The organism is Streptomyces sp. NPDC030991, assembly GCF_055571235.1.
In genome coordinates this window covers 250,139-276,950 of sequence record NZ_JBVIFR010000004.1, presented here as the reverse complement: position 1 = coordinate 276,950, position 26,812 = coordinate 250,139, and the positions used below count along the sequence as shown (strand labels likewise).

The 26,812-nt window shown below is 73.0% G+C and carries 25 protein-coding genes; 16 read left to right on the top strand and 9 right to left on the bottom strand.

Going from position 1 to position 26,812, the window contains the following annotated elements:
- The first annotated feature begins 152 nt into the window (after positions 1-152).
- From ACZ45E_RS09935 to ACZ45E_RS09925, 3 genes are all read left to right on the top strand, one after another.
- Positions 153-1,670: a DUF2252 domain-containing protein gene (locus ACZ45E_RS09935; RefSeq protein WP_468218734.1), complete on the top strand. Its 1,518-nt coding sequence runs from the start codon at positions 153-155 to the stop codon at positions 1,668-1,670.
- 115 nt (positions 1,671-1,785) lie between these two features.
- The gene (locus ACZ45E_RS09930) at positions 1,786-2,613 is read left to right on the top strand and encodes a J domain-containing protein (RefSeq protein WP_468218732.1); all 828 of its coding nucleotides are present in this window, start codon (positions 1,786-1,788) and stop codon (positions 2,611-2,613) included.
- A 199-nt stretch (positions 2,614-2,812) separates the two neighbouring features.
- On the top strand, positions 2,813-3,160 hold the full coding sequence (locus ACZ45E_RS09925; protein ID WP_468218729.1) for a rhodanese-like domain-containing protein: 348 nt from the start codon (positions 2,813-2,815) through the stop codon (positions 3,158-3,160).
- Between the two features lie 8 nt (positions 3,161-3,168).
- On the opposite strand, the gene ACZ45E_RS09920 is transcribed toward ACZ45E_RS09925, so the two are convergent.
- The 6 genes from ACZ45E_RS09920 to paaA all read right to left on the bottom strand — a co-directional run bounded on the left by ACZ45E_RS09920 (position 3,169) and on the right by paaA (position 8,346).
- Positions 3,169-4,323 carry an acyl-CoA dehydrogenase family protein gene (locus ACZ45E_RS09920; RefSeq protein WP_468218728.1) on the bottom strand — a complete coding sequence of 385 codons (1,155 nt, stop codon included), beginning with the start codon at positions 4,321-4,323 and terminating at the stop codon, positions 3,169-3,171.
- A 346-nt stretch (positions 4,324-4,669) separates the two neighbouring features.
- Positions 4,670-5,752, bottom strand: coding sequence for a 1,2-phenylacetyl-CoA epoxidase subunit PaaE (gene paaE / locus ACZ45E_RS09915; RefSeq protein WP_468218726.1), 1,083 nt, complete (start codon positions 5,750-5,752; stop codon positions 4,670-4,672).
- On the bottom strand, positions 5,752-6,309 hold the full coding sequence (gene paaD, locus ACZ45E_RS09910) for a 1,2-phenylacetyl-CoA epoxidase subunit PaaD (protein ID WP_468218723.1): 558 nt from the start codon (positions 6,307-6,309) through the stop codon (positions 5,752-5,754). The genes paaE and paaD overlap by 1 nt, the downstream gene beginning before the upstream one ends.
- Complete coding sequence (paaC, locus tag ACZ45E_RS09905) at positions 6,303-7,037, bottom strand: 1,2-phenylacetyl-CoA epoxidase subunit PaaC (protein ID WP_468218721.1); 735 nt, start codon at positions 7,035-7,037, stop codon at positions 6,303-6,305. The genes paaD and paaC overlap by 7 nt, the downstream gene beginning before the upstream one ends.
- A complete protein-coding gene (gene paaB / locus ACZ45E_RS09900) occupies positions 7,034-7,351 on the bottom strand; it encodes a 1,2-phenylacetyl-CoA epoxidase subunit PaaB (protein WP_468218718.1) in 318 nt (105 codons plus the stop codon). The genes paaC and paaB overlap by 4 nt, the downstream gene beginning before the upstream one ends.
- Positions 7,348-8,346, bottom strand: a complete 999-nt coding sequence (gene paaA, locus ACZ45E_RS09895; protein WP_468218716.1) for a 1,2-phenylacetyl-CoA epoxidase subunit PaaA — start codon at positions 8,344-8,346, stop codon at positions 7,348-7,350. The genes paaB and paaA overlap by 4 nt, the downstream gene beginning before the upstream one ends.
- Before the next feature lie 288 nt (positions 8,347-8,634).
- On the opposite strand from paaA, the gene ACZ45E_RS09890 reads away from it, so the two are divergent.
- From ACZ45E_RS09890 to ACZ45E_RS09880, 3 genes are read left to right on the top strand one after another with little or no spacing between them, the layout of a single operon-like run.
- Complete coding sequence (locus tag ACZ45E_RS09890; RefSeq protein ID WP_468218714.1) at positions 8,635-9,456, top strand: DUF5819 family protein; 822 nt, start codon at positions 8,635-8,637, stop codon at positions 9,454-9,456.
- A complete protein-coding gene (locus ACZ45E_RS09885; protein WP_468218712.1) occupies positions 9,453-10,718 on the top strand; it encodes an HTTM domain-containing protein in 1,266 nt (421 codons plus the stop codon). The genes ACZ45E_RS09890 and ACZ45E_RS09885 overlap by 4 nt, the downstream gene beginning before the upstream one ends.
- 10 nt (positions 10,719-10,728) lie before the next feature.
- Positions 10,729-11,541, top strand: coding sequence for a TrmH family RNA methyltransferase (locus tag ACZ45E_RS09880; RefSeq protein WP_468218710.1), 813 nt, complete (start codon positions 10,729-10,731; stop codon positions 11,539-11,541).
- Positions 11,542-11,548: 7 nt separating this feature from the next.
- Here the strand turns inward: ACZ45E_RS09880 and paaN are convergent, their stop codons facing one another.
- A complete protein-coding gene (gene paaN, locus ACZ45E_RS09875) occupies positions 11,549-13,261 on the bottom strand; it encodes a phenylacetic acid degradation protein PaaN (protein WP_468218708.1) in 1,713 nt (570 codons plus the stop codon).
- Positions 13,262-13,475: 214 nt separating this feature from the next.
- Here paaN and ACZ45E_RS09870 point away from each other — a divergent pair, with 214 nt between their 5' ends.
- Together ACZ45E_RS09870 and ACZ45E_RS09865 are read left to right on the top strand one after the other, a co-directional pair.
- Entirely contained in the window at positions 13,476-14,984 is a 1,509-nt protein-coding gene (locus ACZ45E_RS09870) for a 3-hydroxyacyl-CoA dehydrogenase (RefSeq protein WP_468218706.1), read from the top strand.
- Positions 14,981-15,589: a TetR/AcrR family transcriptional regulator gene (locus ACZ45E_RS09865; protein ID WP_468218704.1), complete on the top strand. Its 609-nt coding sequence runs from the start codon at positions 14,981-14,983 to the stop codon at positions 15,587-15,589. The genes ACZ45E_RS09870 and ACZ45E_RS09865 overlap by 4 nt, the downstream gene beginning before the upstream one ends.
- A gap of 46 nt (positions 15,590-15,635) precedes the next feature.
- Here ACZ45E_RS09865 and ACZ45E_RS09860 read toward each other — a convergent pair whose 3' ends face one another.
- Complete coding sequence (locus tag ACZ45E_RS09860) at positions 15,636-16,148, bottom strand: Lrp/AsnC family transcriptional regulator (RefSeq protein ID WP_468218703.1); 513 nt, start codon at positions 16,146-16,148, stop codon at positions 15,636-15,638.
- A gap of 171 nt (positions 16,149-16,319) precedes the next feature.
- On the opposite strand from ACZ45E_RS09860, the gene pdhA reads away from it, so the two are divergent.
- The 7 genes from pdhA to ACZ45E_RS09825 all read left to right on the top strand — a co-directional run bounded on the left by pdhA (position 16,320) and on the right by ACZ45E_RS09825 (position 25,296).
- Positions 16,320-17,483 carry a pyruvate dehydrogenase (acetyl-transferring) E1 component subunit alpha gene (gene pdhA / locus ACZ45E_RS09855; RefSeq protein ID WP_468218700.1) on the top strand — a complete coding sequence of 388 codons (1,164 nt, stop codon included), beginning with the start codon at positions 16,320-16,322 and terminating at the stop codon, positions 17,481-17,483.
- Between the two features lie 47 nt (positions 17,484-17,530).
- The gene (locus ACZ45E_RS09850) at positions 17,531-18,499 is read left to right on the top strand and encodes an alpha-ketoacid dehydrogenase subunit beta (protein ID WP_468219197.1); all 969 of its coding nucleotides are present in this window, start codon (positions 17,531-17,533) and stop codon (positions 18,497-18,499) included.
- Positions 18,500-18,512: 13 nt separating this feature from the next.
- Complete coding sequence (locus ACZ45E_RS09845) at positions 18,513-20,075, top strand: dihydrolipoamide acetyltransferase family protein (RefSeq protein ID WP_468218698.1); 1,563 nt, start codon at positions 18,513-18,515, stop codon at positions 20,073-20,075.
- 94 nt (positions 20,076-20,169) lie between these two features.
- The gene (locus tag ACZ45E_RS09840; RefSeq protein ID WP_468218695.1) at positions 20,170-21,450 is read left to right on the top strand and encodes a DUF6457 domain-containing protein; all 1,281 of its coding nucleotides are present in this window, start codon (positions 20,170-20,172) and stop codon (positions 21,448-21,450) included.
- A complete protein-coding gene (locus ACZ45E_RS09835; RefSeq protein WP_468218693.1) occupies positions 21,447-23,183 on the top strand; it encodes a molybdopterin molybdotransferase MoeA in 1,737 nt (578 codons plus the stop codon). Before ACZ45E_RS09840 ends, ACZ45E_RS09835 begins: the two co-directional genes overlap by 4 nt.
- Before the next feature lie 20 nt (positions 23,184-23,203).
- Positions 23,204-24,277: a potassium channel family protein gene (locus ACZ45E_RS09830; protein WP_468218691.1), complete on the top strand. Its 1,074-nt coding sequence runs from the start codon at positions 23,204-23,206 to the stop codon at positions 24,275-24,277.
- A gap of 38 nt (positions 24,278-24,315) precedes the next feature.
- Complete coding sequence (locus ACZ45E_RS09825) at positions 24,316-25,296, top strand: NAD(P)H-quinone oxidoreductase (RefSeq protein WP_468218689.1); 981 nt, start codon at positions 24,316-24,318, stop codon at positions 25,294-25,296.
- 59 nt (positions 25,297-25,355) lie between these two features.
- Here the strand turns inward: ACZ45E_RS09825 and ACZ45E_RS09820 are convergent, their stop codons facing one another.
- A complete protein-coding gene (locus tag ACZ45E_RS09820) occupies positions 25,356-25,751 on the bottom strand; it encodes a hypothetical protein (protein ID WP_468218687.1) in 396 nt (131 codons plus the stop codon).
- Positions 25,752-26,111: 360 nt separating this feature from the next.
- Between ACZ45E_RS09820 and ACZ45E_RS09815 the strand changes: the two genes are divergently transcribed.
- Positions 26,112-26,654 carry a bacterial proteasome activator family protein gene (locus ACZ45E_RS09815; protein WP_468218685.1) on the top strand — a complete coding sequence of 181 codons (543 nt, stop codon included), beginning with the start codon at positions 26,112-26,114 and terminating at the stop codon, positions 26,652-26,654.
- Positions 26,655-26,812 lie beyond the last annotated feature (158 nt).

Sequence of the window (26,812 nt, the reverse complement as noted above, 5' to 3'; positions counted from 1 at the left end):
GTCTGTGGGGGCGCGGGTTTGTGCACAGGCGGCGGGTTGTCCACAGGCTCTGACGGGGTTTTCCTCGCGGCGGTACGGTCGTGTCCGGTCACAGCAATGGGACGGCGGGGTGGGGTGTACGCCGTCTCGTACGGGGCGGGGAGGCGAGCGGCATGGGCGAGCTCGGAGACGGCGACGCGGTGGTGACGGGCGCGCGGAAGGGCGGGGCCCGGGGAGCGCGGCGGTTGCCGCGCGTGGCTGGGTTCGCGGGGCGGTCCGGTTCGGGGCCGGGCGGTTCGGGAGCGGGGCCGGGCGGTTCGGGGGCGCGGGGCTCGGGAGCGGGCGGCTCGGGGGCGTCGCCGAAAGCGGCCGGGAAGGCGCTGCGGCATCAGGTGCCGAGGTCCTCGCACGCCGAGTTCGCGTCGAGCGGGGACCGGCCGGATGCCGTGCGGGCCGTGGAGGAGTCCAATCGGGGCCGTCTCGCCGAGCTGACCCCGATACGCGTCGGGCGCATGGCGGCGACCCCGTTCGCCTTCCTGCGCGGCTCCGCCGGCCTGATGGCCCACGACCTGGTGCACACCCCTCTGACCGGCATCGGCGCCCAGATATGCGGCGACGCCCACGCCGCCAACTTCGGGCTGTACGGCGACGCGCGCGGCGGCCTCGTCATCGACCTGAACGACTTCGACGAAACGGTGCACGGGCCCTGGGAGTGGGACGTCAAGAGGCTCGCCGCCTCGCTCGTGCTCGCCGGGCGTGAGGCCGGGGCGGACGAGGACACCTGCCGGAAAGCGGCCCATGACGCGGCCGGTGCCTACCGGCGCACGATGCGGCTGCTCGCGAAGCTGCCCGCGCTCGACGCCTGGAACGCGATCGCCGACGAGGAGCTCGTCTCGCACACCGACGCCCATGACCTGCTGGGCACCCTGGAGCGGGTGTCCGAGAAGGCGCGGAACAACACCAGCGGGCGCTTCGCCGCCAGGTCCACGGAAGAGGTCGAGGGCGGCGGACGGCGGTTCGTGGACGCGCCGCCGGTACTGCGGGGGGTACCCGACGCGGAGGCCGGGGCCGTCGCCGCCTCGCTCGCCGCGTACCTGGAGACCCTGTCGCCGGACCGGTTGCCGCTGCTCGGGCGGTACGCGATCCACGACGTGGCGTTCCGCGTCGTCGGCACCGGCAGCGTGGGCACCCGGTCGTACGTGGTGCTGCTGCTCGACCATCGGGGCGAGGCGCTCGTGCTCCAGGTGAAGGAGGCGCGGCCGTCCGCGCTGCTGCCGCATCTGCCCGCCGTCGGGTTCGACGCGCCCGCCGTCGAGCACGAGGGGCGGCGCGTGGTGCTCGGGCAGAAGCGGATGCAGGTGGTCAGCGACATTCTGCTCGGCTGGACCACGGTCGACGAACTGCCTTTTCAGGTACGGCAGTTCAGGAACCGCAAGGGCAGCGTCGATCCGGCCGCGCTCGCCGCCGACCAGGTGGACGACTATGCCCGGATGACCGGCGCCCTGCTCGCCCGCGCCCACGCCCACAGCGCCGACCCGCGCCTGATCGCCGGGTACTGCGGGAAGAACGAGGAGCTGGACGAGGCCGTGGCGTCCTTCGCGGTGACCTACGCGGACCGGACCGAGGCCGATCACGGGGAGCTGGTGCGGGCGGTGCGGAAGGGGAGGGTCGCGGCGGAGACCGGGGTGTGAGGCGGGCGCTCGTCGGCGGGCCGGGGACGGACCGGGGCCGGGGGCCGGCAAGGGGCCCGGGGCTGGGGGAGCTGAGGTTCGGGGCCGGGAGGAGGGCGTGCCCTAGGCTGGATGGGTGACGACCCCGGAGACCCATGTGGCGGACCAACCGGAGGAGCAGCCTCGGGAGCGGCCCGAGGCGCGCCTCGAACGGGCTGTGCTCGCTGCCGAGCAGGCGCTGATCGAGTTCGAGATCGCGGTGGAGACGTTCCGGGTCGAGGTGGAGAACTTCTCCCGGCTCCACCACCAGAAGCTCGGGCCGATGTACACGCGCCTCGACGAGCTGGAGGCGCTGATCGCCGAGGCGACGGCGGCGCGCACCGGTGATCCGGAGGACCGGCGCAAGGCGGACGAGGCCCGGGCGCGGGTGATGCCGATGCCGGGTGTCGAGGAGCTGTTCCACGGCTGGATGGACGGGGAAGGGTTGTTCCCGGAGGCCGCCGCGATGCTGACCGAGCAGTCGGTGCGGCCGCCGCAGCGGGTGCGCCCCAGCGACGTGGCCCGCAAGCTCTACCGGGAGCTGGTCCGCAAGGCGCACCCGGACCTCGCCAGGGACGAGGAGGAACGCGGCCGACGTGACGAGTTCATCGCCCGGGTGAACGCGGCGTACGGGCGCGGTGACGAGCCCCTGCTGCGGGAACTGGCCGAGGAGTGGGCGGCGGGCCCGGTACCGCCCGAGCCGCAGCCGACGCCGAGCGAGGAGCTGTACGCCCGCCTCGAATGGCTGGCGCAGCGCAAGGAGCTGCTGGCCGCGGTCGCGCAGGAGCTGGAGGAGAGCGCGATCGGCGCGATGCTGCGGATGGCGCCGGAGGACCCGGACGCGCTGCTGGAGGAGATCGCCGAGCAGCTGCTCGCGCAGGTCGCCGAGCGCGAGGCCGAACTGGAGCGGCTGACCGCTTCCTGAACCCTTGCGCGGGACGCGGGACGCGGGACGCGGGACGCGGGCGCGGGGTGCGTCGCGACGCTCGCGCGGGGCGCGGGTGCCGGGTACGCCGCAACTTCCGCGCGGGCGAGGGCGCCGGGTGTGCCGCAACGTACGCGCGGGGCGCGGGTGCCGGGGTGCGGCGCGCCGGACCGGGGGCGCGGTCGGGTAGCGTCGGGGCATGGTCTTCGGTTCTGGTGTGCCTACGGTCGGTGTCGACGAGCTCAAGGCGGACGACTTCCTCCTCGACGTCCGTGAGGACGACGAGTGGCAGGCGGGTCACGCCTCGGGGGCGCTGCACATCCCGATGAGCGAGTTCGTCGCCCGGTACGGCGAGTTGACCGAGGCGGCGCCGCAGGACGGCCGCGTCCACGTGGTCTGTCGGGTCGGCGGACGTTCCGCGCAGGTGACGCAGTACCTGGTGCAGCAGGGCGTCGACGCGGTGAACGTGGCCGGTGGTATGCAGGCCTGGGAAGCGGCCGGCCGACCCGTCGTCGATGACAACGGGCAGCCGGGCGCTGTGATCTGAGCCGCCGCTCAGCCCAGCGGATGGGCCGCGAGAAGGTCACCGAGGGTCTCCTCATGTGCGGCGGCCGGGCCGAGCGACAGCTCCAGGTGTTTGGCCCAGGCGTGATACCGGTGCAGCGGGTAGTCCGTGTCCGCGCCGAAGCCGCCGTGCAGGTGCTGGGCGGTCTGCACGACGCGGCGTACGCCGTCGGAGGCCCAGGTCTTGGCGACCGCCACGTCCGCGGCGAGCGGCAGCGGGCCGGTGGCGCCGCTGCTCAGTCGCCAGGCGGCCTGCCACAGGGTCGCTTCCATCGCGCGCAGGTCGATGTAGCGGTCGGCGGCCTGCACGGCGACGGCCTGGAACGTGGCGATCGGGTGCCCGAACTGTTCGCGCTTGCTCGCGTAGTCGCTGGTCATCTTCAGGACGGCCTCGCCCAGGCCGAGGGCGAGCGCGCAGGTGCCGGTGGTGAGCAGGCTGTGCAGCAGGGGCCAGGCGGCGGGGGACTCGACGATGTCGTGCGGGGTGAGGCGGACGCCGTCGAGGCGGAGTTCGGCGAGGCGCTCGCCGGTGGTGGAGATCTGTTCGGCGAGGTCCCGGCCCGGTAGGTCCGCGGCCGGCCCCGGCAGCAGCGCGAGCACGGTGGCGCCGTCGGGGGTGTGGGCGGGCACGATGATCCGGTCCGCGTTCAGCGCCCAGGGGACGGCTGTCTGGGCGCCGTCCAGGATCCAGCCGCCGCCTTCCGTGTCGGGTGCGCGGCGGGCGGTGACCGAGAGTTCCGCCCCGTCGTGGCCGGTGCGGCCGGCCGAGGCGACGGTCAGGACGAGTGCGCCGCGCCCCGCGTCGGGGAGGATCGCCCGGCTCAACTCCTGTTCTGCGTAAGCCTGGAGGGCCGCGGTGGCCGCGAGGTGTTCGAGCAGCGGTATCCGGGCCAGGACTTTCGCCGCCTCGCGCAGGACGAGGCAGAGGGTGATGGCGTCGAGGCCCGCACCACCGTGCTCCGGTGCGATCAGCAGGCTCAGCAGGTCGGCGTCGGCGGCTTTGGACCACAGGGCGCGGTCGAAGTCGTCGGCCACGGCGCCGGAGGTGAGCGCGGGGCTGGGCACACCGTCGGGGGCGACCGGTGCGAACACGGCCCGTGCCGCCTCGACGGCCGCCTGCTGTTCCTCGGAGAAGGTGAAGTCCACCGGGCTGTCCTCCCGTTCCTTCCGCGCCTGTCCGGGCGATCCCCGGCCCCTGGTCCGACGGGGCCGGTCGGACCCGGGTGCGGCACACGGCACCGTGACCTGACGGGGCGTCAAGATAGAACAGGTTCTACGAGAAGGGAACAACGTGCACGGATGCTCCCGGAGCCCGGAGCCCGGAGCCCGGAGCCCGGAGCCCGGAGCCCGGAGCCCGGAGCCCGGAGCCCGGAGCCTTGATGCCATGGGCCGGCCAGCGCCTACGCGGGTTCCGGGGTCGGGCCGGTCCGGGGCCTCGGGCCTGGCGGGGCGAGTCCCGGGTCCGGGGGCGGGGGCGGGGGCGGCCCGGGGCTCAGCGGTCGAAGTCCACCTCCACCGTCTCCGTGGACGGACGGGACTGGCAGGCCAGCACGTAACCCGCCTCGGTCTCCTCGGGTTCCAGCGCGAAGTTGCGGTCCATCCGCACGGATCCCGAGACGAGGAAGGCGCGGCAGGTCCCGCACACGCCGCCCTTGCAGGCGTAGGGCGCGTCCGGCCGGTTGCGCAGCACCGCCTCCAGGAGGGACTCGCCGTCCTCGACGGGCCAGGTGCCGGAGCGGCCGTCGAGCTGTGCGGTCACCGTGCTGTGGGCGGGTGCCGGTACCGCCGCGGCGCGGAGTGGGGCGGGGCCGTCGTCCACATGGAAGATCTCCTCGTGGATGCGGTCGCGCCGCACCCCCAGGCCGCGCAGCACCCGCTCGGCGCCCTGCACCAGTCCGTACGGCCCGCACAGGAACCATCCCGCCACCGTGTCCACCGGGAGCAGCGCGGGCAGCAGCGCCGCGATCCGCTCCTGGTCGAGTCGGCCCGATGCCAGGCCGGCCTGCTGCTCCTCCCGGGAGAGCACGGTGACGAGCTGGAACCGGTCCGGGTAGCGGTCCTTCAGGTCGGCCACCTCCTCCAGGAACATCGTCGAGGCGGCGGTGCGGTCGCTGCGGATCAGACAGAACCGGGCCCGGGGCGCGCGCTCCAGCAGTGTCGTGGCGATGGACAGGACCGGGGTGATACCGCTGCCGCCGACCACGGCCGCGTAGTGCCCGGGCGCCGGGTCGAGGGTGAAACGCCCCGCCGGGGTCATGACCTCCACCTCGTCCCCGGTAGCGATCTCTTTGTGGGCGTACGTGGAGAAGGCGCCGCCGTCGACGAGGCGTACGCCGACCCGCAGTGCCCGCGGCGCCTCGTCGGCCGGGGCCGCGGAGCAGATCGAGTACGTCCGCCGGATCTCCGCGCCGTCGGTGGTGCGGCGCAGGGCGAGGTGCTGGCCCGGGGCGTGGCGGTAGACCTCGCCCAGCTCCGGGGGCACGGCGAAGGTGAGGGCCACGGAGTCGTCGGTGAGCCGGTCGACCGCCGTGACGCGGAGGCGGTGGAAGCGGGCCCGCCCTCCTCCTTCAGCCATCACAACTCCTTGAAGTGGTCGAAGGGTTCGCGGCAGGCGAGGCAGCGGCGCAGCGCTTTGCAGGCGGTGGAGGAGAAGCGGCTGAGCAGCTCGGTGTCGGTCGCGCCGCAGTGGGGGCAGGCGATGGGTTCCGTCGTGTCGGGCGCCGGAGCGGTCGAGTGCCGGGTCGGGCCCAGGGCGAGGGGCACGGGGCCCGCCGACGGGCGGGTGGTGCGCGGCGGCGCTATCCCGAACTCCCTCAGCTTGCGGCGGCCCTCGGGCGTGATGTCGTCCGTGGACCAGGCCGGGGCGAGGACGGTGTGGACGGTGACCTCCGGGACACCGTGCTCGTGCAGGACGCGCTCGATGTCGTCGGCCATGGTCTCGATCGCCGGGCACCCGGTGTAGGTCGGGCTCAGTTCGACCTCGACGCGGCCGGGGCCCCGTGTGTGCACGGCGCGCAGCACGCCCAGCTCCTCCAGGGTCAGGACGGGCAGCTCGGGGTCGGGCACGGAGCCGGCCAGCCTGCGCAACTCGGCTTCGAGGGGTGTCTCCTCGTCGTGGGCGAGGGTCACCATGACGCCCCCGGGTGGCTGCGGTGCAGGTGCTGCATCTCGGCGAGCATCCGGCCGAACGGCTCGGTGTGCAGGCCCTGGCGTCCGGCTCCGGCGCGCCAGGCTCCGTCCTGGGGGCCGTCGGGGACGGTCAGCGTGGCGCGGTGCAGGACGCCGGTCACTGTGGTCGTCCAACGGCTCCGCATCCGCGGCCGGTCGAGGTCGAGGGCGGGGACGGGCTGGAACATCTCGGCGGTGAAGCGCCACAGTGCGTCGACCGCGCGCTGCATCCGGGCGTGGCTCTCCTCGGTGCCGTCGCCCAGGCGCAGTGTCCACTGCACGGCGTGGTCCTGGTGGTAGACGACTTCCTTGACGGCCTTCGCGGCGAGCGGGGCGAAGTCGCTGTCCCCGCCGGCGAGTTGCTCGTACAGGAACTGCTGGTAGGTGGAGAAGTAGAGCTGGCGGGCGATGGTGTGGGCGAAGTCCCCGTTCGGCTGCTCGACGAGCTGGAGGTTGCGGAAGGCGCGCTCCTCGCGCAGGTACGCCAGCTCGTCCTCGTCGCCGGCCATGCCCAGGAGGAGGCGGGCCTGGCCGAGCAGGTCGAGGGCGATGTTCGCCAGGGCGACCTCCTCCTCCAGGACCGGGGCGTGGCCCGCCCATTCGCCGAGGCGGTGCGAGAGCACCAAGGCGTCGTCGCCGAGGGCCAGTGCCGCCGCGTCGGTGGGGCTGAGGGTGTCGCGGGTGCTGGTCACAGGTGCTTCACCCCCTCGGGGATCTCGTAGAACGTGGGGTGGCGGTAGGGCTTGTCCGCGGCGGGTTCGAAGAACGGGTCCTTCTCGTCGGGGGACGAGGCGGTGATCGCCGTGGACGGCACGACCCAGAGCGAGACGCCTTCGCCGCGGCGGGTGTAGAGGTCCCGCGCGTTGCGCAGGGCCAGCTCCGCGTCCGGGGCGTGCAGGCTGCCGGCGTGGGTGTGGGACAGGCCGCGGCGGGAGCGTACGAAGACCTCCCAGAGAGGCCAGCCGCCGCTGCCTCCGGGCGCCTTCGGGGTCGTGGTCTCGCTCATGCCGCCCTTCCTTCCGGAGTCGCTGCCGCGGTGTGCTTGGCCGCGTGCGCCGCGGCGGCCTCGCGGACCCAGGCGCCCTCGTCGTGGGCGCGCCTGCGCTGGTCTATGCGCTGTTCGTTGCAGGGGCCTTTGCCCTGGAGGACCTCGCGGAACTCCGCCCAGTCGATGGGGCCGAAGTCGTGCTGACCGCGCTCCTCGTTCCACCTCAGCTCCGGGTCGGGGAGCGTCAGTCCGAGGGACTCCGCCTGGGGGACGCAGATGTCGACGAAACGCTGACGCAGTTCGTCGTTCGAGTGGCGCTTGATCTTCCACTCCATGGACTGCGCGGAGTGGGCCGACTCGTCGTCGGGCGGGCCGAACATCATCAGGGAGGGCCACCACCAGCGGTCCACGGCGTCCTGTGCCATGGCGTGCTGGGCGTCGGTGCCCCGGCTGAGTGCGAGCAGCAGCTCGTACCCCTGACGCTGGTGGAAGGACTCCTCCTTGCAGACGCGGACCATCGCGCGGGCGTACGGACCGTAGGAGCAGCGGCACAGCGGGACCTGGTTGGTGATCGCCGCGCCGTCCACCAGCCAGCCGATGGCGCCTACGTCGGCCCAGGTCAGCGTCGGGTAGTTGAAGATCGAGGAGTACTTCTGGCGGCCGCTGTGCAGCTTGTCGAGCAGCTCGTCGCGGCTCGTGCCGAGGGTCTCGGCCGCGCCGTAGAGATACAGGCCGTGTCCCGCCTCGTCCTGCACCTTCGCCATCAGGATCGCCTTGCGCCGCAAGGAGGGCGCGCGCGTGATCCAGTTGGCCTCGGGCTGCATGCCGATGATCTCGGAGTGGGCGTGCTGGGCGATCTGGCGCACCAGCGTGGCGCGGTAGGCGTCGGGCATCCAGTCGCGGGGCTCGATGCGCTCGTCCGCCGCCACGGCGGCGTCGAACGCGGCCTGGAACCCGCCGGTGCGGTCCGTGTCCGTCCCGGCTGCCCGGTGCTGCGGGGCTGCTGTCGCCATTCCCGATCCCCTCGACCTCGGTCACCCGAATCCCGGCCGGGCCCTCGCCCGCTCCCGACCGATCGTTCGGTTCGTCGGATTCAATGGTGGGACGTGGCGCCGTAGGGTGTCAACCCTGGGTCGCCGAGCCTGTGGATAACCTCGGGCAGCTGTGCTGAGCGGCCACTCCCCAGTACCGTGCCGGTGCGTCGCACCCGCTGGGCGGGACGGCGCGGAATCGGTTCGCCGCCGGGCGGCCGGGCGAGACGGGCCGGGGGAATGACGGGACCGGGGAAACGGGGAGCACCGATGCAGACGGAAGCAGGCGCCGCGGACGAGGCCGCCCGGCGTACGCCACAGGAGGCGACTCCCGCACCACCGGACCCGCCGGACCCTGTTCCGTCCGAGGTGGCCGAGCCGGCCGAGCCGGCCCAGGCGGCCGGGCGACAGGGCATCGCGGGGCTCTCCCCCGGCTATCAGGTGGTCGCCGCGCTGGCCCTCGCGGGTGTCACCCTCGTCGCCGGTATCCACATCTTCATGGTGTTCTTGCACGTCGCGCCCGCGAACACCGTGTCCAAGCAGCACGGCGCCATGCTCGACGCCTGGATCTACCCCGAGTTCGAGCAGAACTGGAAACTGTTCGCCCCGAACCCGCTCCAGCAGAACGTCGCCGTCCAGGTCCGGGCCGAGATCCGCGCGGCCGGCGGCGAGCTGCGCACCACCCGCTGGTACGACCTGTCCGCGCAGGACGGCGCCGCCATCGACCGGAACCCGGTGCCCAGCCACACCCAGCAGAACGAACTGCGCCGCGCCTGGGACGTCTACGTCTCCACGCACGACGCACAGAACCGGCCCACCGGCCTGCGCGGGACGCTCACCCAGCAGTACCTGCGGCGCGTACTCGTCCTGCGTCTCGACCGGCTCGACGTGGCCGGTGAGGGAGCCGTCATCGAACGCGTCCAGGTCCGTTCGCAGTCGACCGTGGTCGAGCCTCCGAAGTGGAGCGCCGAGAAGGTGAACCAGAAGCCGGTCTACCGGCAGGTGCCCTGGTGGACAGTGACGTCACGGGACGCGTCACTCGGCAAGGGCACGCATCTGCGGGTCAAGGCCGCGACGGGCGGTGCCCGATGAGCCACGTCGAAGAGCGAGCCGGCCGCCCGGAAGAGGGCGAGGGTCCTGGCCGCGTCGAGGAGAGGGTGCGCGCCGGTCTCCAGCGGATCACCGCCGCCCCGCTGGGCCGCTACCAGAGCGCCGTGATCCGCATCGGGTTCGCCGCGACCTGGCTGCTGTTCCTGTTGCGCGAGTTCCCGCACCGTCAGGAGCTGTACGGGCCGGACGGTCCGTGGAGCTGGGATCTGGCGCAGCGGCTCATCGCCGACAACCACGCCTTCACCGTGCTGATGTGGTCCGACGGCCAGGGCTGGTTCGAGTTCGTCTACGGGCTCGCCGTGCTGTCGGCCGTCCTGCTGATGCTGGGCTGGCACAGCCGTGCCATGTCGGTGCTGTTCATGATCGGCGTGCTCTCGCTCCAGAACCGCAGCGTCTTCGTGGGGGACGGCGGCGACAACGTCCTCCACCTCATGTCGATCTACCTGGTCTTCACCCGCTGCGGGCAGGTGTGGTCGCTGGACGCGCGCCGCGCACGCGCGCGTGCCGCGCGGAAGTCCCTGACAGGGGCGGCGCCCGAGGACCGTGGCGGGATCGTCCTGTGGTGGGTCGCGGGGCTCGCGCTCGCGGCCGTCACGTTCACCGGCGAGATGCCCGGCGGCTGGCTCACCCTCTTCTGGGCGTTGTGGGCCGCCCAAGGGGTGTGGTGGTACGCCGACCGCCGCGCACGCTCGGGCGATCCGCGGCTGCTGTGCGACGTCGTCGCCAACACCGTGCACAACGCGGCCCTGTTGGTGATCATGGTCGAGGCGTGTCTGATCTACGCGACCGCGGGCTGGTACAAGATCCAGGGCAGTCGCTGGCAGGACGGCACCGCGGTCTACTACCCGCTGCACCTGGACTACTTCTCGCCGTGGCCCGCCCTCGGCGACCTGCTGAGCGCGTTCGGGCCGATGGTGCTGCTGGTGACGTACGCGACGGTCGCCGTGCAGGTCGCCTTCCCCTTCACGGTCTTCAACCGGCGGATGAAGAACGCCCTGTTGGTCTTCATGATGCTGGAGCACGCGGTCATCGCCATCGTGCTCGGACTGCCCTTCTTCTCGCTCGCGATGATCGCCGCCGACGCGGTGTTCCTGCCGACTTCCTTCCTGCGGCGACTCGGCGGGTGGGCCGCACGCGCGCGTAGCCGCGTTTTTGCCGAAGAGAAGGGCGCGGAAGTGCCCGGGCCGCGTCCGGCGCAGGACGACGAAGCGCCGGCGGAGCAGACGTCCGTGGCGCGCACGTAGGCTTCCAGCCATGAGCGGGACGAGCACGGACAGCGGCGCGGACGACAGGCCGGAGGAGGGGGCGCCAGAGGGCCCCGAGGGCGCCCTGCGGACCTGGCGGCGCCGCGCCGACGCCGCGGTGCTGCTCGACGGCTTCCACGCCCTCAAGCACGCCGTACGCTTCGGCGCCCACGTCCCCGCCGCGCTCGCCGTGGACCGGACCGCCACGCTCGCCCTCGCCGCCGACCTCGCCCCTGACGTGGTGGAGGCCCTGGACGCGCTCCTCGTGGAGGTGGACCAGGCCGCCCTGCGGACCCTCGTGCCCCGGCTGCACCCGACCGGCGTCGCCGCCCTCGCCGGACGCCCCGACCGCGACGGCAACCTCGCCGCCCTGCGGCACGGGCGGCGCACCGCCCCGGTCGTCGTCCTCGACAACCCGCGCAACCTCGGCAACGCCGGCGCCGTCATCCGTCTCGCCGCCGGGTACGGCGCCACCGGGGTCGTCACGACCGGCAGCCTCGACCCCTGGCACCCCACCGTCGTACGGGGAGGGGCCGGGCTGCACTTCGCGACCGCCGTGGAGCGGCTCGCCGTCGAGGAACTGCCGGACGGCCCGCTGTACGCGCTCGATCCCGAGGGCGCGGACATCCGCGGCCTGAAACTGCCCGACGACGCGCTGCTCGCCTTCGGGTCCGAGCGCAGCGGCCTCTCCCCCGAACTGCGGGCGCGGGCCGACCAGTTGGTGTCCCTGCCGATGCGGTCCCAGGTCTCCAGCTACAACCTGGCCACCAGCGTCGGCATGACGCTCTTCCACTGGAGCGCGCACAGCACGAACGCGCCGTAGGGGAGCCTCAGACGGCTTCCCGGCGCACCTCCACCACGCGGAAGCGGTTGGCCACGAAGGCGGCGTCGCACAGGGCCGCGTTCGCCGCCGGGTTGCCGCCCGAGCCGTGGAAGTCGGAGAAGGCGGCCGTCTGGTTCACGTAGACACCGCCCGTGAGGTTGAGCGAGAGCTGGGCGCACTCCTCCATGCAGACCTCTTCGACCGCCCCGGCCACCTCTTCGGAGGTGGTGTACGCGCCGACGGTCATGGCGCCCTTCTCGCGGACCGTGCGCCGCAGCAGGTCCACCGCGTCCCGCGTGGAGTCCACGGCGACGGCGAAGGAGACCGGGCCGAAGCACTCGCTCATGTAGGCAGCCTCCGAGTCGGCGGCGTCCCAGTACTTCCGCGCCCCGTCCAGCTTCACGATGGCCGGGGTGCGCACGACGGCGTCCGGGAACTCCGGGTTGGTGACCTCCTTGGAGGGCAGCGCGACCTCGCCGAGCCCGGGAGCCGCCTCCAGGCGGGCCTTCACGTCCGGGTTGACCAGGGCGCCCAGCAGACCGTTGGCCCGGGCGTCGTCGCCGAGCAGGCCGCCCACCGAGCGCGCGAGGTCCGCGACGACCTCGTCGTAGGACTTGGCGCCCTGGTCGGTGGTGATGCCTTCGCGCGGCACCAGCAGGTTCTGCGGGGTCGTGCACATCTGGCCGCTGTACAGGGAGAGCGAGAACGCCAGGTTCGCCAGCATGCCCTTGTAGTCGTCGGTTCCGTCGATCACGACGGTGTTGACGCCGGCCTTCTCCGTGTACACCTGCGCCTGGCGGGCGTGCGTCTCCAGCCAGTCGCCGAAGGCCGTCGACCCGGTGTAGTCGATGATCTTGATTTCCGGGCGTACGGCCAGCGTCTTGGCGATGCCCTCGCCGTCCCGCTCGGCCGCGAGCGCCACCAGGTCCGGGGCGAAGCCGGTCTCGGCCAGGACTTCGCGGGCCACCCGCACGGTGAGCGCGAGGGGCAGCACCGCGCGCGGGTGCGGCTTCACCAGGACCGGGTTGCCTGTCGCCAGGGAGGCGAACAGGCCCGGGTACCCGTTCCACGTCGGGAACGTGTTGCAGCCGATCAGCAGCGCGATCCCGCGGGCGACCGGGGTGAACTCCTTGGTCAGGACCAGCGGGTCGCGCTTGCCCTGGGGCTTGGACCACCGGGCCGCGTCCGGCGTGCGCACCTGCTCCGCGTACGCGTACGCCACCGCTTCGAGGCCGCGGTCCTGCGCGTGCGGGCCGCCCGCCTGGAACGCCATCATGAACGCCTGGCCGCTGGTGTGCATGACCGCGTGCGCGAACTCGTGCGTACGCGCGCTGATCCGGGCCAGGATCTCCAGGCAGACGGCCGCGCGCACCTCGGCGCCCGCATCGCGCCACGCGCGCATGCCCGCGCGCATGGACGGCAGCAACACGTCGACGTCGGCGTGCGGGTAGGTGATGCCCAGCTCGATCCCGTACGGCGAGACCTCACCGCCGACGAAACCGTCCGTGCCCGCCTGGCCGAGGTCGAGCCGGGTGCCGAGCAGCGCGTCGAAGGCGGCCTTGCCCTCGGCGGCGCTCAGGCTCCCGTTCTCCCCGTAGGCCTTGGGGTGCTCGGGGTGGGGGGACCAGTACGCGCGCGTGCGGATCGCTTGAAGCGCCTTGTCGAGCGTCGGCCGGTGCTGGGTGATCAGGTCGTGCGCGGGGCGTTCGGCGGCGGCCATGGCGGACCAACTCCTCCTGGGCTGCGGCTCCTCATCGAGCCGGCGAGCTGGGGCGGGACTGGGCGGTACTGGGCAGGGCTGGGCAGGAACGACCAGTGAGAGTTAGAGTAACCGAACGATCGGTCGGTACAAGAGGGTGCGTGGAACCTGTGGAAAACCGACCCGGTGGGCCCCGGCGCCCTGAAACGCGGCTGCATGCGGAAGGATCGCGCGCATGACAGCACATGACCGTCTCGTCGGCGTGGTCGGCACCGGCACCATGGGCCAGGGCATCGCTCAGGTCGCCCTGGTCGCGGGGCACCCCGTCCGGCTCTACGACGCCGTGCCCGGGCGGGCGGAGTCGGCCGCGGAGTCGATCGCCGCACGGCTCGACCGGCTCGTCCAGAAGGGCCGTATGAGCGCCGCGGAGCGCGCGGCCGCAGGCGCCCGTCTCGCGGCCGCGCAGGCGCTCGACGAGCTCGCGGACGCCGCTCTCGTCATCGAGGCGGTCCTGGAGCGGCTGGACGTCAAACAGCAGCTGCTGCGCGACCTGGAGGACATCGTCGCGGACGACTGTCTGCTCGCCACGAACACCTCGTCCCTCTCCGTGACCGCGATCGGCGGGGCCCTCCGGCTGCCCGGCCGCTTCGTGGGCCTGCACTTCTTCAACCCCGCTCCGCTGCTGCCCCTGGTGGAGGTCGTCTCCGGCTCCGCCACCGACGTCACCGCGGCCACGCGCGCGTACGAGACCGCCCGCGCCTGGGGCAAGACCCCGGTCGCCTGCGCCGACACCCCCGGCTTCCTGGTCAATCGCATCGCGCGCCCCTTCTACGCGGAGGCGTTCGCCGTCCACGAGGACCAGGGCGCCGACCCGGCCACCATCGACGCCGTGCTGCGCGAGAGCGGCGGCTTCAAAATGGGCGCCTTCGAACTGACCGACCTCATCGGCCAGGACGTCAACGAGGCGGTGACGCGCTCCGTGTGGGAAGGCTTCTTCCAGGACGTGAAGTTCCGGCCCTCGCTGGCTCAGCGCCGTCTGGTCGAGGCGGGGCACCTCGGCCGCAAGTCGGGCCAGGGCTGGTACGCGTACGGGGAGGGCGAGGAGCGCCCCGAGCCGCACACGGCGGGGCCCGCCGAGAAGCCCGCCTATGTCGTCGCGGAAGGCGAACTCGGCCCCGCGCGCGAGCTGCTCACCCTCATCCGCGAGGCGGGCATCGAGGTGCGCGAGGAGGACGAGGACAACGGCACCCGCCTGGTGCTGCCCAGCGGCGGCCAGCTCGCCCTCGGGGACGGGCAGACGTCCATCGAGTACCGGGACGTCGTCTACTTCGACCTCGCCCTCGACTACCGGAGCGCCACCCGGATCGCGCTCGCCACCGCCCAGGACGCGAACCAGCGCACGATGAGCGAGGCCATCGGCCTCTTCCAGGCGCTCGGCAAGGACGTCAGCGTCATCGGCGACGTGCCCGGCATGATCGTCGCCCGCACCGTGGCCCGCATCATCGACCTGGCGCACGACGCCGTCGCCAAGGGCGTGGCCACCGAGGAGGACGTCGACACCGCTATGCGGCTCGGGGTCAACTACCCGCTGGGCCCCTTCGAATGGAGCCGCAAGCTGGGCAAGAACTGGGCGTACGCCCTCCTCGACGACCTGCATCTGCGCGATCCCTCGGGCCGCTACGCGCCGTCCCTCGCGCTCTACCGTCATTCGTACGCCCCGGAGAAGCGGGAGGGCTCCGCATGACCACCGCACGACGTGACAACGGCGCACGACGCGACACCTACACGCCCGACACCCTGCTCGCGGTCGCGGTCACCGTCTTCAACGAGCGCGGCTACGACGGCACGTCCATGGAGCACCTCTCCAAGGCGGCCGGCATCTCCAAGTCCTCGATCTACCACCACGTCGCGGGCAAGGAGGAGCTGTTGCGCCGCGCCGTGAGCCGCGCGCTCGACGGCCTCTTCGGCATCCTCGGCGAGGAGCACGCGCGCGTGGGGCGAGCGGTGGAACGCCTGGAGTACGTCACCCGGCGCATGGTCGAGGTCCTGACCTCCGAACTCCCCTACGTGACCCTCCTGCTGCGCGTGCGCGGCAACACCGACACCGAGCGATGGGCCATGGAGCGGCGCAGGGAGTTCGACCACCAGGTCGCCGAACTCTTGAAGGCGGCCGCCGCCGACGGGGACGTACGGAGCGACATACCGGTGCGCCTCGCCACGAGGCTCGTCTTCGGAATGATCAATTCCGTCGCGGAGTGGTACCGGCCCGACGGAGGTGGCCTGCGGGACCGTGAAGTGGCCGACGCGGTCGTGCAGTTGGTCTTCGGAGGACTGCGCAAGGAGGGGTGAACGGGCCGGGACGGTCCAGGGAGGTTCAGGCTGGCCCGGGGAGGGTCTACGGGTTGTCCGGCCCCAGGTCCTCCTCCTCGAAGACCAGCAGGGTCCGGGTGCTGAGCACCTCGGGAATGGCCTGGAGCTTGGTGAGGACCAGCTCCCGCAGCGCGCGGTTGTCCCGGGTGTGCACCAGGATCAGGACGTCGAAATCGCCGCTGACCAGCGCGATGTGCGCGGCTTCCGGCATGCGGCGCAACCGGTCGCGGACCGTGCGCCAGGAGTTCTGGACGATCTTCAGCGTGATGTACGCGGACGCGCCCTGCCCGGCTCTCTCGTGGTTGACGCGCGCGCCGAAACCACGGATCACGCCGTCCTCGATGAGGCGGTTGATGCGGGTGTACGCGTTCGCCCGTGACACATGGACACGCTCGGCGACGGAGCGTATCGACGCCCGTCCGTCCCTCTGGAGCATCTGGAGGATGTCGCGGTCGATGGCGTCCAGCGGCCGGGCGGTGGCGTCGGGACTCTCGGGATCCCGGCCACCGGAGCCGTCGGCCATTTGTTCAGATGCCATGCGCCCCCGCCTCCCTACCATGGACGTACTGCGTTCATCACAGGCTGTGGAGAACCGTTTGTCCACAGGCTGGAGGTGCCTGTAGCCAAAATGCGTCGGCGACCGAACAATCGGTAGGTGAGGCGCATCACACCGAAGCGCCCTCGAAGCCGCTCCCACGAGGAGGTGCTCATGACGGTCACGGAGCAGCGGGACGCCCACCGCGTCACCGCGCCGCCGCCCGCCTGGCAGCCCCGCACGGACCCCGCGCCGCTGCTGCCCGACGCGGCGCCCCACCGGGTCCTGGGCACCGGCGCGGCCGCCCAGGCCGACCCCGCGCTGTTGCGCCGGCTGTACGCGGAGGTGGTGCGCGGGCGCCGGTACAACGCGCAGGCGACCGCCCTCACCAAGCAGGGCCGCCTCGCCGTCTACCCCTCGACGACCGGCCAGGAGGCCGCCGAGGTCGCCGCGGCGCTCGTCCTGGAGGAGCGCGACTGGCTCTTTCCCAGCTACCGCGACACCCTCGCCGCCGTCGCCCGGGGCCTGGACCCGGTCCAGGCCCTGACCCTGCTGCGCGGCGACCGGCACACGGGGTACGACCCGCGCGAACACCGCATCGCGCCCCTGTGCACCCCCCTCGCGACCCAGTTGCCGCATGCCGTGGGCCTGGCGCACGCCGCACGCCTCAAGGGCGACGATGTGGTGGCCCTCGCCATGGTCGGCGACGGCGGGACGAGCGAGGGCGACTTCCACGAGGCGCTGAACTTCGCCGCCGTGTGGCAGGCACCCGTCGTCTTCCTCGTGCAGAACAACGGGTTCGCCATCTCCGTGCCGCTGTCCAAGCAGACCGCCGCCCCGTCCCTGGCCCACAAGGCCGTCGGGTACGGGATGCCGGGCCGCCTGGTCGACGGGAACGACGCGCTGGCGGTGCACGAGGTCCTCTCCGACGCCGTGACCCGCGCGCGCGGGGGCGGCGGTCCGACACTGATCGAGGCCGTCACGTACCGGCTGGACGCGCACACGAACGCGGACGACGCGACCCGCTACCGCAGCGACGCGGAGGTCGAGGCGTGGCGCGGACACGACCCGGTCCTGCTCCTGGAGCGGGAGCTGACGGAGCGCGGCCTGATCGACCGGGCCGGCATCCAGGCCGTGCGCGACGACGCCGAGACGATGGCGGCCGCCCTGCGCGAGCGCATGAACCAGGACCCGGAGCTCGACCCGATGGACCTGTTCACCCACGTATACGCCGAGCAGACACCCCAATTGCGGGAGCAGGCCGCACAGTTGCGGGCCGAACTCGACGCCGAGGCGGAGGCTGCCGCCTCCGCGGCGTCCGAGGGGGGCCTGTCGTGACCACTGTCGCCGATGTCGCCGAGAAGCCGGTGACGAGACCGGCCACCATGGCGCAGGCGCTCGGGCGCGCGCTGCGGGACGCCATGGCCGAGGACCCGGCGGTGCACGTCATGGGGGAGGACGTGGGCACGCTCGGCGGCGTCTTCCGCGTCACCGACGGGCTCGCCAAGGAGTTCGGCGAGGACCGCTGCACGGACACGCCGCTCGCGGAGGCCGGCATCCTCGGCACCGCCGTCGGCATGGCCATGTACGGGTTGCGGCCGGTCGTGGAGATGCAGTTCGACGCGTTCGCGTACCCCGCCTTCGAACAGCTGATCTCGCATGTCGCGCGGATGCGGAACCGTACGCGGGGAGCCATGCCGCTGCCCATCACCGTACGAGTGCCCTACGGGGGCGGCATCGGCGGCGTGGAGCACCACAGTGACTCCTCCGAGGCGTACTACATGGCGACGCCGGGCCTGACCGTCGTCACGCCCGCCACCGTCGCGGACGCGTACGGGCTGCTGCGGCAGTCGATCGCCTCCGACGACCCGGTGGTCTTCCTGGAGCCCAAGCGGCTCTACTGGGCGAAGGACGCCTGGAACCCCGAGCGGCCTGCGGACGTCGAGCCGATAGGCACGGCAGTGGTCCGCCGCCCCGGGACCAGCGCCACGCTCCTCACGTACGGACCGTCCGTGCCCGTCTGCCTGGAGGCGGCCGAGGCGGCCCGCGCGGAGGGCTGGGACCTCGAAGTGGTCGACCTGCGCTCGCTGGTGCCGTTCGACGACGCGACGGTCGCCGCGTCGGTACGCCGCACCGGGCGCGCGGTGGTCGTGCACGAGTCGGGCGGCTTCGGCGGGCCCGGCGGGGAGATCGCCGCGCGCGTGAGCGAGCGCTGCTTCCACCACCTGGCGGCGCCGGTGCTGCGCGTGGCCGGGTTCGACATCCCGTACCCGCCGCCGATGCTGGAACGGCACCATCTCCCCGGCGTGGACCGGGTGCTGGACGCGGTCGCACGGCTCCAGTGGGATCAGTGAGGGGATCGGGCTGATGGCGCAGGTTCTGGAGTTCAAGCTGCCGGACCTCGGGGAGGGGCTCACCGAGGCGGAGATCGTACGGTGGCTGGTCGCGGTCGGTGACGTGGTCGCCGTCGACCAGCCCGTCGTCGAGGTGGAGACCGCCAAGGCGATGGTCGAGGTGCCGTGCCCCTACGGCGGCGTGGTCACGGCCCGTTTCGGCGACGAGGGGACCGAAATGCCTGTCGGCGCACCTCTGTTGACGGTCGCTGTCGGCGCCGCGCAGACCCCGCCCGGGGATACGGCGCCTGACCGGTCCGCGGCCCCGAAGCCGGAGGGCTCGGGGAACGTGCTGGTGGGGTACGGGACCGCGGCCGCACCGGCTCGCCGTCGGCGGGTGCGGGTCGGTTCCGGAGGGGACGGGGGTGGCAGCCCGGCGCGCGCGGGCTCGGGGACAGCGGGCTCCGGACCGACGGCCTCGGAAACGGCGGCCTCGGGGACATCGGGCTCAGGATCGACGGGCCCGGGATCGGCGGCCACCGGGACAGCGGGTTCGGCCCTCGACCCGGCGCCTCGGCACCCCGCGCCCGCGGCACACCCCGTATCCGCGGCACAGCCCGCGCCCGTGACGCACTCTTCCCTTGCTCGTGCCGTCTCCGCGCCGACCGTGCCGTCCGCTCCGACCGCGCTGCGGGACGTGGGTTCCGGCCCCGTACCCGTCATCTCCCCGATCGTCCGCAAGCTCGCGCGTGAATGCGGGCTCGATCTGCGGGAGGTGGCCGGGTCCGGGCCCGAGGGCCTCATCCTCAGGTCGGACGTGGAACGTGCCATGGCAGCCCGGGCCGAGGCGGTCGTCGTCCCGCAGGCGGCGCAGAGCACGGAGGCCCCCGCCCCGCAGGGCCACCGCACGCCCTTGCGCGGCATTCGTGGTGCCGTCGCCGACAAGCTCTCCCGCAGCCGTCGGGAGATACCCGACGCGACGTGCTGGGTGGACGCCGACGCCACGGAACTCATGCACGCGCGCGTGGCGATGAACTCCGCGACCGGCCCGTCGGCCGGGCCGAAGATCTCCGTCCTGGCGTTGCTCGCCCGTATCTGCACGGCCGCTCTCGCCCGTTACCCGGAGCTCAACGCGACGGTGGACATGGAGCGCCGGGAGATCGTGCGGCTCGACGAGGTACACCTCGGTTTCGCCGCGCAGACCGAGCGCGGGCTCGTCGTGCCGGTGGTCAGGGACGCGCACGCGCGCGGGGCGGAGTCGCTGAGCGCGGAGTTCGGCAGGCTCACCGAGGCGGCGCGGGCCGGAACCCTGACGCCCGGGGAACTCACCGGCGGCACCTTCACGTTGAACAACTACGGGGTGTTCGGGGTCGACGGATCCACGCCGATCATCAACCACCCCGAGGCGGCCATGCTCGGCGTCGGCCGGATCGTCCCCAAGCCCTGGGTGCACGAGGGGGAGTTGGCGGTCCGCCAAGTGGTCCAGTTGTCGCTCACCTTCGACCACCGGGTCTGCGACGGTGGCACGGCGGGTGGTTTCCTGCGCCATGTCGCCGACTGTGTGGAGCAGCCGGCGTTGCTGTTGCGCACCCTCTGACCGACCCGGGCGTACGCCCCGGTCACCGGATCAGCCACCCCGGGTCCCGCGCCGCGGGGGTGGCAATGATCGCCCGTACGCCCATACTCGGGGCATGACCGAAGCCGCCGACCCCGTCCACGTCGGCTCCGCGCACGAGGAACCCGCGCACGACGGCCCCGCGTACGACGCCGTCGTCCTCGCCGGGGGCGCCGCGCGGCGGCTCGGCGGGGTGGACAAGCCCGGGGTACGGGTCGGCGGCCGCGCGCTGCTCGACCGGGTTCTCGCGGCCTGCGCCGGGGCCCGCGCCACCGTGGTGGTCGCCGAACCGCGGCCGACGGCCCGCCCCGTCACCTGGGCGCGCGAGGAACCGACGGGCGGCGGCCCCCTCGCCGCCCTGGACGCGGGCATCACGGCCCTGGACTCCCTGGATGCCCTGGACTGCATGGATGCCTTGGACGCCCTGGACGTGGAGGGCGACGCCGAGGACGGGTACGTCGTCGTACTCTCCGCCGACCTGCCGTTCCTCGGGCAGCACACCGTTCCCCTGCTGCTCGACTCCCTCACCGGCCCGCACGGCACCACTGGCCCGCGCAGCACCATTGGCCCGCAGGGCACCACTGGCCCGCACAGCACCACCGGCCCGCACGCCACGCCCGGAGCCGATGCCGCGCCCGGTACCGAGAACATGCCCGGCACTGACGCCACGCCCGGCACTGACGCCACGCTCGGCACCCACGCCACGCCCGGCACCGAGAACACGCCCGGCACCCGACACGGCGCCGACGGTGTGCTGCTCACCGACGGCGACGGGCGCGATCAACCCCTCGTCGCCGTGTACCGCGGAGCCGCCCTGCGCCGGGGCCTGGCCGCGCTGCGCGCCGAGCACGGGGCGCTCACGGGTCTGCCCCTGCGGCGGCTCGTCCGGAACCTGGAACTCGCCCGTATCACCGACCCCGTCGCGTCCTTCGACTGCGACACCTGGGACGACATCGCCGTCGCCCGGTCACGCATCAGGGAGCATGGTCACGTGTTGGATGAATGGATTTCCGCAGCCAAGGACGAACTGGGCCTCGACCTGGACGTCGACACCGGCGTCCTGCTCGACCTCGCCCGCGACGCGGCGCACGGGGTCGCGCGCCCCGCGGCGCCGCTGACGACGTTCCTCGTCGGATACGCGGCGGCGCAGGCGGGCGGCGGCCCCGAAGCGGTGGCGGCAGCCGCGGCGAAGGCCGCGGCCCTCGCCGACCGGTGGGCCAGGGAAGCCGAGTCCGCGTCGGAGCTGGGAGCCCCGACCACGTCGGAGCCGGAAGCCGAGACGGTGTCGGAGCCGGAAACCCCGACCACGTCGGAGCCGGGCGGCGCCGCGCCGGACGCGGGACGAGACGCGCAATGAGCGGCCCCGACGGGCGGGCGGCGCAGGCCGACCCCTTGGACGGCGACGTCGACCAGGCGCTCGCCCTGGCCAACGACAACAGGGGCGGCCCCCGGACCGGCAGTGGTGTCCCCGCCAGTACCCCCGCCCAGGCCACCGCCCCCACCGGCCCCCGGCAGCCCCCGGCAACCCGTCGCCCCGCCCCCGCCCCGGGTCCGGCGGCCGATCCCGCCCAGGGCCCGGCCGCCGCCACCGAGCACCACCGGGCGACGGCCTGGCCCGCCGCCCGCCGCGTCGCCCACGAGGCGGGCCGCCGCGCCGCGCAGCACCGGGCCGACGCCGCCGAGACCCCCGACACCGCGCCGGACGCGCAACTGCCGTTCCCGGACGCCCTGTTGTCGGACCTGGAGGCCGAAAGTGCCCGGCTGCTTCCGCGCGGCGCCGTCCGCGTCCCCCTCGACCAGGCACTCGGCCTCGTACTCGCCGCTCCACTGACCGCCCTCACCGACCTGCCCTCCTTCGACACGTCCGCGATGGACGGCTGGGTCGTGGCGGGCCCGGGCCCGTGGACCGTACGGGACGAGGGGATCCTCGCCGGGCACGCGCAGCCGGCGTCGCTGGCCGACGGCGAGGCCGCGACGGTCGCGACCGGCGCGCGCATCCCCGCCGACACCACCGCGGTGATCCGCAGCGAGCACGGGCGCACCGACGACAAGGGCCAGTTGCACGCGCTGCGCCACGTCACGCACGGTCAGGACATTCGGCAGCGCGGCCAGGAGTGCCGCAGCGGCGACCTGTTGCTGCCCGCGGGCGGATCGGTCACCCCCGCGGTCCTCGGTCTCGCGGCCGCGGCGGGCTACGACGAGCTGGTGACCTTCCCCCGCCCGCGCGCCGAAGTTCTCGTGCTGGGCGATGAGTTGCTGGCCTCGGGCCTTCCCCGTGACGGTCTCATCCGTGACGCGCTGGGCCCGATGCTGCCGCACTGGCTGCGCGCGCTCGGCGTCGAGGTGATCGCCGTCCGCAGGATCGGTGACGACCCGAAGGCCACCCTCAAGGCCGTCCGCGGATCCAAGGCGGACCTCGTCGTGACCACCGGCGGCACGGCGTCGGGCCCCGTCGACCACGTCCACCCCACCTTGCGCGCCCTCGACGCCGAACTGCTCGTGGACGGCGTCGCGGTGCGCCCCGGCCACCCGATGCTGCTGGCCCGCCTCAAGGCCGGCCAGTATCTGGTCGGCCTGCCCGGCAACCCGCTGGCCGCCGTCTCCGGGCTGCTCACGCTCGCCGAGCCGCTGCTGCGGGCGCTCGCGGGCCGGGCCGAGGGCGTGGTTCCGTACGGCGCTCCCCTGCACAGCTCCGTCCAGGGCCACCCGCACGACACCCGGCTCGTCCCCGTCGTGCTGCGCCAGGACAGCGGCAGCGGGCACGACCGGGCCGTGCCGCTGCACTACAACGGCCCGGCCATGCTGCGCGGCATCGCCGCCGCCGACGGGCTCGCGGTCGTGCCGCCCGGCGGTGCCCAGGAGGGGCAGGAGGTCGAGATCCTCGATCTGCCCTGGTCCTGGGGGCCGGCGGGCGGCGGCGCCCTCGGTGCCCCCACCGGGCCCCTGAAGACGTCGGGTCACGCGCCGCAGAGCCGTAAGGAACAGAACCGCGAGAGCCATATGCCCCGGCACCCCGGGCACGCGGCGCAGGACCGTATGCGGAACGCCCCGGGCCGCAACTCACCGGGCGACGAAGGGTGTTTCACGTGAAACTGGCCGGCCATGACGCCATGGCGCGCCAAGCGGACGAGAAGACGATGACGTACCGGGTGAAACTGCCCCGGCGCATCGTCGAGCGTCCGCTGCGCCAGGTCGCCCGCCGGGTCCTGATGGCCCTCGCGGTGCTCGTCCTCACCGCGCTCCTCGTGTGGTTCGACCGCACTGGTTACAACGACAACTCGGACGGCGGCGTCGATCTTCTCGACGCCTTCTACTACGCGACCGTCACTCTCTCCACCACGGGCTACGGCGACATCACGCCGGTCAGTGACGGGGCGCGGCTCATCAACATCTTCCTCATCACGCCGCTGCGTGTGCTCTTCCTGATCATCCTGGTCGGCACCACGCTCGAAGTCCTCACCGAACGGACCCGGGAGGAATGGCGCCTGAACCGCTGGAGGTCCAACTTGCGTGACCACACTGTCGTCATCGGCTTCGGCACCAAGGGCCGCAGCGCGGTGGAGACCGTCTGTGCGACCGGTCTGAAGCCCGAACAGGTCGTGGTGGTCGACCCCAGCAGCAAGGTCATCGAGGCGGCGAACAGCCTCGGGTACGCGGGTGTCATAGGCGATGCGACCCGCAGCGACGTCCTGTGGCGGGCCGAGGTGCAGCGGGCCCGGAAGATCATCATTGCCACCCAGCGCGATGACACCGCCGTCCTGGTGACGCTCACCGCGCGGCAGCTCAACCGCGGCGCGAAGATCGTCGCCGCCGTGCGCGAGGAGGAGAACGCACAGCTGCTGCGCCAGTCCGGCGCCGATGCCGTGATCACCAGCGCCAGTGCGGCGGGCCGGCTGCTCGGCCTGTCGGTGCTCAGTCCGCACGCGGGCATGGTCCTGGAGGACCTCATCCAGAAGGGCAGCGGCCTCGATCTCGTCGAGCGCCCGGTGATAAAGGCCGAGGTGGGTCTGAAGCCGAAGGAGACGGAGGACCTGGTCGTCAGCGTCGTACGCGGACATCGCGTGCTCGGCTACGACGACAAGGCGATCGGGGCGCTCCAGCTGACCGACCGGCTCATCACCATCGTGCGGGTCACCCCGACGACGCAGGTCGCTCCGGACTCGAAACCGCTGCCGCGGGACTGAACCCGGACAAAGGCAGATACGGGAGTAGCCTCGCCGCCATGTATGCGATCACGATCCCGGAACCCGGTGGCCCCGAGGCGCTCGTCTGGACGGAGGTCCCCGACCCCGTACCCGGTGAGGGCGAAGTCCTCGTCGAGGTGGTCTCCAGCGCCGTCAACCGCGCCGACCTGATGCAGCGCCAGGGCTTCTACAGCCCGCCGCCCGGCAGCTCGCCCTACCCCGGTCTGGAGTGCGCGGGCCGGATCGTCGAGGTCGGCTCCGGGGTGGCGGGCTGGTCCGTCGGGGACGAGGTGTGCGCGCTGCTCGTGGGCGGCGGGTACGCGGAGAAGGTCGTCGTCCCGGCCGGGCAGCTGTTGCCGGTGCCGAAGGGGATCGGCCTGGTCAAGGCCGCCGCGCTGCCCGAGGTGACCTGCACGGTGTGGTCGAACGTCTTCATGATCGCCCACCTGCGTCCGGGCGAGACGTTCCTCGTGCACGGCGGCTCCAGCGGCATCGGCACCATGGCGATCCAGCTCGCGAAGTCCGTCGGCGCGAAGGTCGCCGTCACCGCGGGCTCCCAGGAGAAGCTCGACTTCTGCACCGGGCTCGGCGCGGACATCCTGATCAACTACCGCGAGCAGGACTTCGTCGAGGAGATCAAGGCGGCCACGGACGGCGCGGGCGCCGACGTCATCCTCGACAACATGGGCGCCAAGTACCTGAACCGCAACGTCGACGCCCTCGCCGTCAACGGCCGCCTCGCCATCATCGGCATGCAGGGCGGGGTCAAGGGCGAGCTGAACATCGGTACGTTGCTCGGCAAGCGCGGAGCCATCACCGCCACCACGCTGCGGGCCCGCCCGCTCGCGGAGAAGGCGGCGGTCGTGGCGGCGGTACGGGAGCACGTCTGGCCGCTGATCGAGGGCGGGCACGTGCGCCCCGTCGTGGACCAGGAGCTGCCGATGAGCGACGCCGCGCAGGGCCATCGGGTCCTGGAGGAGAGCGGCCACATCGGCAAGGTGCTGCTCACCCGAGAGTAGGTCGCGACGGCGGGCCCCGCGGCAGGTCGCAGAGCCGGGGGCCCCGCCCGCCCCCGGGCCTACCGGCGCAGGCGCAGGGCCAGAAAGCCGATGCCGAGGCCGGTCAGGAGCAGCCCGGCGCCCAGCGGCACCACGCTCACCAGGGACTCCGTCCCGCCCGTCGCCGTGGGCCTCCGCGCGGCGGCGGGCCGTTCGGGGCGCGGGTTCGGCGGCGTGGAGGCGGACGGTTCGCTCCGTGGCGGCAGCGGGAAGCCGGGGTCGTCGAAGGTGGGGACGGGCAGCGGGCGCCCCGGCGGGGTCCGTCCCACGCCTGCCCTGCTGCCGGCGAGCGAGCCGTGCGGGGAGGGCTCGGTGGCGTAGGCCGTGGGGAGCGGGACGAGCGGGCAGACCACGCCGAGCAGTCCGAACAGGCCGACCAGCACGAACAGGCCGACCAGCCTGGGCAGGCCGCTCACGGACAGGCCCCCCAGAAGCCGCCCCGGCCCCCGAAACCCCCGCACCCGCACTCGCACCCGCACGTCCCGAAACCCCGGCACCCGCACGTCCCGAAATCTCCGCACACGCACATCCCCGGGTCCTCGCGCATGCACCCTCCGCGGCCCCCGCACACTCACCTCCCGGGGCCCTCGCACGCCCGTCCCCTCCATGCCCGTCCCCTTCCGCTTCGGCGCGGCTTTCGCTCGGCGCCTTCGCCCAAGCCTCACATAGCTGGGCAGAACGGGCACTCCGGGTGGTGGTTGCGGCCCGGCACGGTGGATCAGTCCACAAGGGGGGCACCACCGAGGTGTGACAGTTCCGTGCGAGAGAATGGCGGCATGGAGATGCCGAGGAACGAACGGTCGCCGGAGAACCCCCAGATCCTGGTCGTGGGACAGGACGGAATGGCTCTGGGTGGCGGCGGAGACGACGAAGCCCGCGAGGTCCCGGTGACGGAGATGGTGGAACAGCCCGCCAAGGTGATGCGTATCGGCAGCATGATCAAGCAGCTGCTGGAAGAAGTGCGTGCGGCTCCCCTGGACGAGGCGAGCCGGCAGCGGCTCAAGGAGATCCACGCCAGCTCGGTCAAGGAGCTCGAGGACGGGCTCGCGCCCGAACTCGTCGAGGAGCTGGAGCGGATCTCCCTGCCCTTCACCGAGGAGACGACGCCGAGCGACGCGGAACTGCGGATCGCGCAGGCCCAGTTGGTGGGCTGGCTGGAGGGCCTCTTCCACGGGATCCAGACGACGCTGTTCGCCCAGCAGATGGCGGCCCGCGCCCAGCTGGAGCAGATGCGCCGCGCGCTGCCGCCGGGTGTCGGCGGTGACGACGAGGACGAGGACCCGCGGACGATGGGCCGCTCGGGCGGCCCGTACCTGTAGGACGGTGCACCTGTAGGACCTTTAGGACCTTTAGGCCCTGTAGGACCTGTAGGACGGTGCGAGAAGGGGCCCGCCGGTGTACCGGCGGGCCCCTTCCGGTGACGCGGTCACCCGGCGGAACCCCGGCACCGACCACGCCTGGTCATGGCACCGGAGCG